Origin of the sequence: Bacillus sp. GMs2/2 (assembly GCF_050172095.1) — a bacterium.
Lineage (GTDB): Bacteria > Bacillota > Bacilli > Bacillales > Bacillaceae_G > Bacillus_A > Bacillus_A cereus.
The window spans coordinates 1-6,706 of the sequence record NZ_JBNLYE010000222.1; the positions used below are offsets into that span (position 1 = coordinate 1).

The following is a 6,706-nucleotide window of genomic DNA, read 5'->3' on the forward strand; positions in this document are numbered from 1 at the left end:
AGGTTAGTAGACATGTGGTGCTATCCCATTGCTATTAAGCTAAGAATTTAAGTGTAATATCATTTAAGGTAATACTTAAGATACAAATAAAATATCTTTTCCATGTCGCACTGTTTTATTGAAGTCTATCCCGAGTTGTAGCTAGTTCAATGTGACTGTAAATTCGGAGTTCGGTGCGCCAGCAAATACAACCGTTCCGTTCTCTGGTAGTTTCACTTTGTTATTATTACTAACAACGCTAAAATTGACGCATACTCCATTCCCATCATACACCGCGAATGAACTTCCTGATGGCAACTCCACATTCATTGTTTTCCCTGCTGCCTCTTGCGGAATCGTAAACCATTTCGCATGCCCATTTTTTTGCAGTGTAACTTTCGATAATTGACCTGCATCAAGGGATTTTACGTTAGATTCACTGACGTATAAAAAGCTGGCCATCTCCATATATTCAGTACCATTCTCTGTATAGAAATGAGCTTCCTTCGTATCCCTCCCATTCATCACAGGAATCTGAATTTGATGCGTCGCCGTATTCGGACCTGTAATTTTTTTGCCGTCCCAATAACCATCCTTGATCGTAATTTGTGTGTTAAGAGGTATTTGTTGTCCTAGATAATTTATAGAATTAAATTTTTCGTTAACAAGGTAGAACTTGCCGCCCTCGCGCTTCGCCCATGCAGCAGCTGTTTTCTTCGGTAACACATTGTTTTCTAATTTCTGAGCTAAATAGTGAGTCAGCACATTTTGCCCCAATCCCGGTGATAATTCATATGTGCTCTCTCTTAAATAAACTTTTCCATTCTTCTCAGTGACGAAGTTAAGCTTGGAAGTACCCTTTTCATTTATAAAGCTTCCATCCGCCGTATATACATATTTTTCTTCCGGTTTAGTTGGTAAAAACAGTTCTCCCTTCTTCGTAATCTCTATTTTGAAATGGCTTTGGATATTTCCATACAATCCTGCTTTTTTTACCACATCTTGAGGCACTTTAGCCTTGACTGGCTTGCCGAAGGATTTATCTGGTTTTATATCCTTAATTGCCCCTTTCTCTTTAAGCCTAGCTAGCAGTAATTTATTTGCCAACAGTTGATTTGTCATGCTGCTCCCACCGGAGGACAATACAGCTGCTGCCATCTTCTGTTCTGGAAGCACGACCAATGTAGCATGTTGCAGCATCGTATCCCCACCCTTAGTCAACGCTTTTATCCCATATTCACTGAATGGGTATAGTTTCACGCTATCCCAGCCAAGACCATAGTTGAACATATTTCCGCTATCTCCTGGCCACATTCCTTTTTTATATTCTTCTTGTTCCATCGCCTTGACTGCTTTATTAGAGAGAATTTCTTTTCCCAGTCCCATAAATATTTGTGAGAATCGCACCACATCTTCTGCAGTAGAGGAGATTCCTCCCGTACCAATCACATTTACCATTTCACTTGGAAGCTGTCCCTGGTATGTCGGAGAATACTGTCCAGCCCGCTTTTCGTCTTCCCATTTGTCTTGCGATGTTATCGTTTGATTCAGTTTTAATGGCTCTGTAAACTTTTGATGTAGAAATTCAGTAAAACTCATACCGCTGACTCTTTCTACCAAGATCTCAACCAGCGTAAAACCGTCATTACAGTATACTGAAAACGCGCCAGGGTCTGCCTTCAAGTTTTGGTTGGACAATTGTTGCAACAAGATATCATGGGCATAAGCATCATTATCTTTAAATAAAAATGCATTATTGAACGTCGAACCTTGCAAACCTGAGGAGTGATTCAACAGCATACGCGGTGTAATGCGTTTATATCGTTTATCTTTCATTTTGAACTCAGGAATATAGCCAGTAACAGGAGCATCCAAATCAACTTTTCCTTCGTCTACTAGTTTCATAACAGCCGCTGCTGTATATACTTTACTGGTTGAACCAATTCCGTATAAAGTATCTTTAGTTAATGGTTCTTTCCCTTCTATGTCGTTCTTGCCTGTCTGCCCCGACAAAATAAGTTTACCATTATCAATCAGCGCATACTGCACGCTAGTCGTCTCATAGGACTTCGTGAGTAGTTCAGCGTTCTCTGCAGCAATCTTCTCTAAATCTTTGCTAGCAACTTCTTGGCTAGATACAACCGGAGCCTTACTGCTAGAAGACGCTATCGCTCCTGTTGGCAGGCTCATCGTTAGAGCCAAAGTAGCGGCTAACACCCCAGATAATTTATTTTCCATAAAAAAATGCCTCCTTAGATAAATGATTAATTTCATCTTTTATTTGTTCAATTACAAACATCACATAAACTACTATTCTGGCTTTATCCCTACTGTCGTAACAAACGGTAAAACCTCTCTTTTTCACATGTATGTTAGTACCATAAATGATTTTTTTATTTAGAATGTACTTATTACTAGTTTGGTTTTCGTATAAATAAATCCTATTTATCCTCCCTCTTTTGTGCTTCTCTATATTTGTATCCTACATAATAAAAATTTCTTTTTTCTTATGCATTTCTTACAATTTCCTTACGTTCAAATCACTTCTATAATTAGGTAGGTTTTATTTTAAAATCCCCAGGATAATAACTGCTTATATAATCCCACGATTTCATAGAAGATGGATTAATACCCCTGCGCCAAATCATCATGCACATCTCTGATATTTCCTTGCATCCCCCTCAACCTTTACAACAGTTCCAACCCGGCATCAACACTTCTTCACGTTCTTATTACTAGTAATAACTAATCAACTCCTTACCTGAAAATAAATTAATATAGAAAAAGAGAGATAAGGTTAAAATACCTTTATCTCTCCTTTTCTCTCACAAATTTTGCGAAGTTTTTTTGTTTTTGGGTTCATCTGTTTTCTTAGCTTGATGGGCATGGAACGTTAAGAAAAAGCAGACTGAAAGAATTAAAGGAGAAGAAATTATTTCAATAAAATTTATTTAAAGTACTTTTACATCACTTTCACAAATGTAAGAACTCTCATATATTACACTTCATACATCCTTTTCCAAGGAACAATATACCGATATACAAATCCCTATTTATATAGGGATTTTTTTGTGCAAGTCCCCTCACCGTCAATTTAAGAATTAAAAAAGAGGGGATTATCCCCCCTCCTTTTTACGCTTGCTCCGACTGTCGAAATTATTTAATATACCCACGATTCAGTTCCGTTAATTTTTCATTGATGTTAAAAATTCTTACTCTAATATCTTTAACACCAACTGCTTCAAGTCTGTTCTTGTGCATTTCAGCGTATTTTTCAGCATCTTGTTTTTCCTCAAATACATAAATGCCTCCAGCTTCTTTTTTTTCTTCATTCTCAGTCCATATTTTCCAGTGAAATCCTTCTTCTTCGTTAATACTATTTGCTAAATCCCAAAATGTTTTTTCCATTTCTTCACCAAAAGGACCTTCAAACGGAAAATCAACTTGTAGTAAATATGCCACCTTCACTCACTCCTATTTTAATATAAAATTCTTCCCGTTCTTTTACTGATTATGATTCAAATGATAGTAATGTCTAAATCCGTATTGCTATTATTATTCAAGCACTAATTTGAGAATCCCCCTATTTGTAAAATAATCACATAATGATAGTAACTTGAACGCATAAAGTGAAAGTTTAATAGTTTTCGGTTATTTTTAAAAAATGTGATACAAACTTATCCCTAAACTAAGGACAAACAAAACAAGTGCAGGTATCGCTTTCTTAAAGGGATCTCTCGCTAATACAATTAGAGTTAATGCGGCTGCAAGCATCGTACCAGCTAATAACACTCCTGCCCATAAAGCTATTACTGGAATCCAGATTCCTATCAACATTCCAATCGCTCCTACAATCTCAAAAGCTCCAGTTAAGAAATTAAAAAACGAAGGTAAACCAAATCGTTTGAACTCATCTGCCATTTTCCCGGATATAATTTTCGTTCCTGTCATTAAAAAGAACAGAAACAACACTACTTTTACAATATTGATGAAAATTAAAATAGTAATCACACCTTTCTTATTATTTGGTAAAAACTCAGTATTGTTCAGATAGTAGTCACTACCTTTATCCTATTTCCTGAGATTACCCGTATGGAAGTCGCTTCAATTTACATTACCCTTTTCAATATTAAAGGGCCAGAAATTACATGCTATAGCATATATAATATAAAAAATTTGACTGGTACTAAGCAAAAAAGTGACCCTGAATCAGATATCATACAAAATAAAGTTATCTTCCCATTCGTCCAAACAAAAAATTATATGCTACAGCATATATAATACCTAAAACAAAGTTTGTTCCTTATGAATAGCATAGCATCAATAAGGAACAAATATTAATAGTGTGTATCATACAATTTGTTTAATAACGATTGTAATACTTTAATTTCTTCCTCGCTCAAATTACTCGTAACGAAATGGTGAGCGTCTTTCACTACAGGCAAGATTGTTTTCTTTAGCTCGTCGCCTTTTTCAGTTAAAAAAAGGTTATGTGAACGCCTATCTTGGTCATTCAAAGCCTTCCTTACAATCCCTTTTCTCTCCATTGACTGTATCATTCTAACAACAGTAGTTTGATCTTTATCAATAGCTTCCGCCAACTCTTTTTGAGTAGTGCTCCTTTGGCTACAAAGAACACTAATAATCCCCCACTGCTCTGGCGTAACTCCATACGGCTTTAATTTCTTCGTAAAATAATTGGTCATTTTCACATCAGTACGGTGAACAAGATAGCCTATTAAATCATGTAAGTTCATATATCACCTCTATAAATTAAGATATAAAAGGATACAGCATACCAGTCAATCATTCACAATGAATGTATTTGTTTCACCATATATATGCTATGGCACATATATTAAAGTAGATTATTTTAATTGTCAAATGATTTACCTATTATTTTTCGAAAACCAAATCGTCCCTTTAGATTATAGAAGGAATGACTAATTTGACGTATTTCTCTGGCGATTTCTCCCTTATCGTTTTATGATATGCTAATAACATTTGATAAAATATGGTATCTATAGACAGTCAAACACCTTTAAAGATACCTCATCCAGTTTTCTTGCTGTTGCAAGATAAACAGCATGTAATCAGTTAACCACCCACATTAGTAACGAAAACATAAAGAAAAGGCATTCCAAATATGAAACACCTTCTTTCGTTTTATAAAACCATCCAACACGCTGAACTTTTCAATTTAATATAATGACTCGTTTAACTAAAGAAATTGATTACGTGCATAACGCTCTTCTCACTTTTCTTGCAAAATTTAGTGGATCATCAACGTCTTCGATATTAACGTAAATTAAATTTGGATCATCACATAACCACTCATTGTGTATAGACGAAACGATTATTCCTTGTTTAATAATTGTCGCCACAAATTCAGTGACTTCTTTTTGTAAGAGTGCTACTCGGCCTAGGCATAATGCCCGTCCGGTTTTATTGTCTCGTGATTCGAATGAAAAGGAAGTTGTTACTCTAAAACGTTTTCCTAAGATTGTTGCTCGTATTTCATCTCGGTTTATTGTTGCCACGCATTTCCCACCGGCGAATCCTTCTTGACCGCCAATGATTCTTGCAAACTGTTGACAAATTGATTCCTCATTAACCGCCATACCTTTAATCATTCCTCCTTTTACTATTAGATTATGAATTCATACATAGGTCTGAAACGGCAATGAATCTAATCTATTATAAAAAAAATGATGGCAATCTACCGAAAGCTATTAACTCAATTATTCTTGATTGTATGAATTGTTATCAGAGTTTAAATGGTGCAGAATTTTTATTCTATGCTTAATGGGCATCGGAGACTGAAAGCAAAACTCAGCTATTATATGGTAAGACATTTTTAAAAAGCATAAAAAAGACACCCTAAGGTGCTATCCTCCGACTTGAGAATCGTATCTATGTATGGAGAAATTTAGAAAAAACAAATACAAAAGAGAAGATTCTAACTATAATTTATAGAACTCTTATGTCATGACTTACTTACATATTTCCTTATTTACCAGAAGAAGAATCCCAGTTACATTATTTTCTGAACAGTCTCGTTAAAGCCATACCAAGAAATCCAGCGCCCATTCCTATTAGCCATCCAGTTTGGGCATTACCTAACATAGATCCCACTCCTCCACCAAGAAACATACAGCCAACGAATACTAATCCTCCAATTCCCCAATTCGGCCGTTCCATAATTCAATCACATCCTTTCAATAAAACATATGCGATTGGCTCCCTCAACTTTCTTCCATAGTTCATTATTTTGCTTAAGTTTAGCGCTTCAAGGAATTCATAAGATGTGAAGCTTGAGCCATTTATATAGATTGTAGAAATACGGGTATCAATCGTTGTTAAAAATAACTGACGCATTTTAAACATCATCGATTTTATCATTTTGGACAACCTATTCTGTTAAATTGATATACATGCGAAAAAACTATCAAAATAAAACCCCAGAAATCCAACGGTCTCTGGGGCTTCCTTATATATTTAGCTCTTTTTGCTTTTTGTTTTGTTTATGTCTATACAGCAATTTTCGACTTATTAGAGAAATCACTAATAAGGTCAGAATTAATAAGATAAGTTGCATAAATGATAAATCAAAATATTTAGCACCTGTAACGATTAAAAGTGTAGAAATCGTGCCTTTTACAACAAAAAAAATAATAACCCATAATCCGCCTTTTTTCCAGTTCATTTTATATTACCCTTTCCTACG

Annotated in this window: 7 protein-coding genes; all 7 read right to left on the bottom strand. The window is 35.3% G+C overall.

Going from position 1 to position 6,706, the window contains the following annotated elements:
* Positions 1–141: 141 nt before the first annotated feature.
* Entirely contained in the window at positions 142–2,217 is a 2,076-nt protein-coding gene (locus ACQGS6_RS20570; protein ID WP_426965511.1) for a serine hydrolase domain-containing protein, read from the bottom strand.
* A 918-nt stretch (positions 2,218–3,135) separates the two neighbouring features.
* On the bottom strand, positions 3,136–3,441 hold the full coding sequence (locus ACQGS6_RS20575) for a monooxygenase (RefSeq protein WP_000323774.1): 306 nt from the start codon (positions 3,439–3,441) through the stop codon (positions 3,136–3,138).
* 195 nt (positions 3,442–3,636) lie between these two features.
* The gene (locus tag ACQGS6_RS20580) at positions 3,637–3,987 is read right to left on the bottom strand and encodes a DoxX family protein (RefSeq protein ID WP_029960785.1); all 351 of its coding nucleotides are present in this window, start codon (positions 3,985–3,987) and stop codon (positions 3,637–3,639) included.
* A gap of 329 nt (positions 3,988–4,316) precedes the next feature.
* Positions 4,317–4,736 (bottom strand): MarR family winged helix-turn-helix transcriptional regulator, encoded by a 420-nt coding sequence (locus tag ACQGS6_RS20585; RefSeq protein ID WP_001048566.1) that lies wholly within the window; start codon positions 4,734–4,736, stop codon positions 4,317–4,319.
* Positions 4,737–5,213: 477 nt separating this feature from the next.
* Positions 5,214–5,600 carry a DUF1259 domain-containing protein gene (locus ACQGS6_RS20590; RefSeq protein ID WP_001986336.1) on the bottom strand — a complete coding sequence of 129 codons (387 nt, stop codon included), beginning with the start codon at positions 5,598–5,600 and terminating at the stop codon, positions 5,214–5,216.
* 418 nt (positions 5,601–6,018) lie between these two features.
* Complete coding sequence (locus ACQGS6_RS20595; protein WP_000441008.1) at positions 6,019–6,180, bottom strand: hypothetical protein; 162 nt, start codon at positions 6,178–6,180, stop codon at positions 6,019–6,021.
* A 289-nt stretch (positions 6,181–6,469) separates the two neighbouring features.
* Positions 6,470–6,685 carry a hypothetical protein gene (locus tag ACQGS6_RS20600; protein ID WP_001104104.1) on the bottom strand — a complete coding sequence of 72 codons (216 nt, stop codon included), beginning with the start codon at positions 6,683–6,685 and terminating at the stop codon, positions 6,470–6,472.
* Positions 6,686–6,706: the final 21 nt, after the last annotated feature.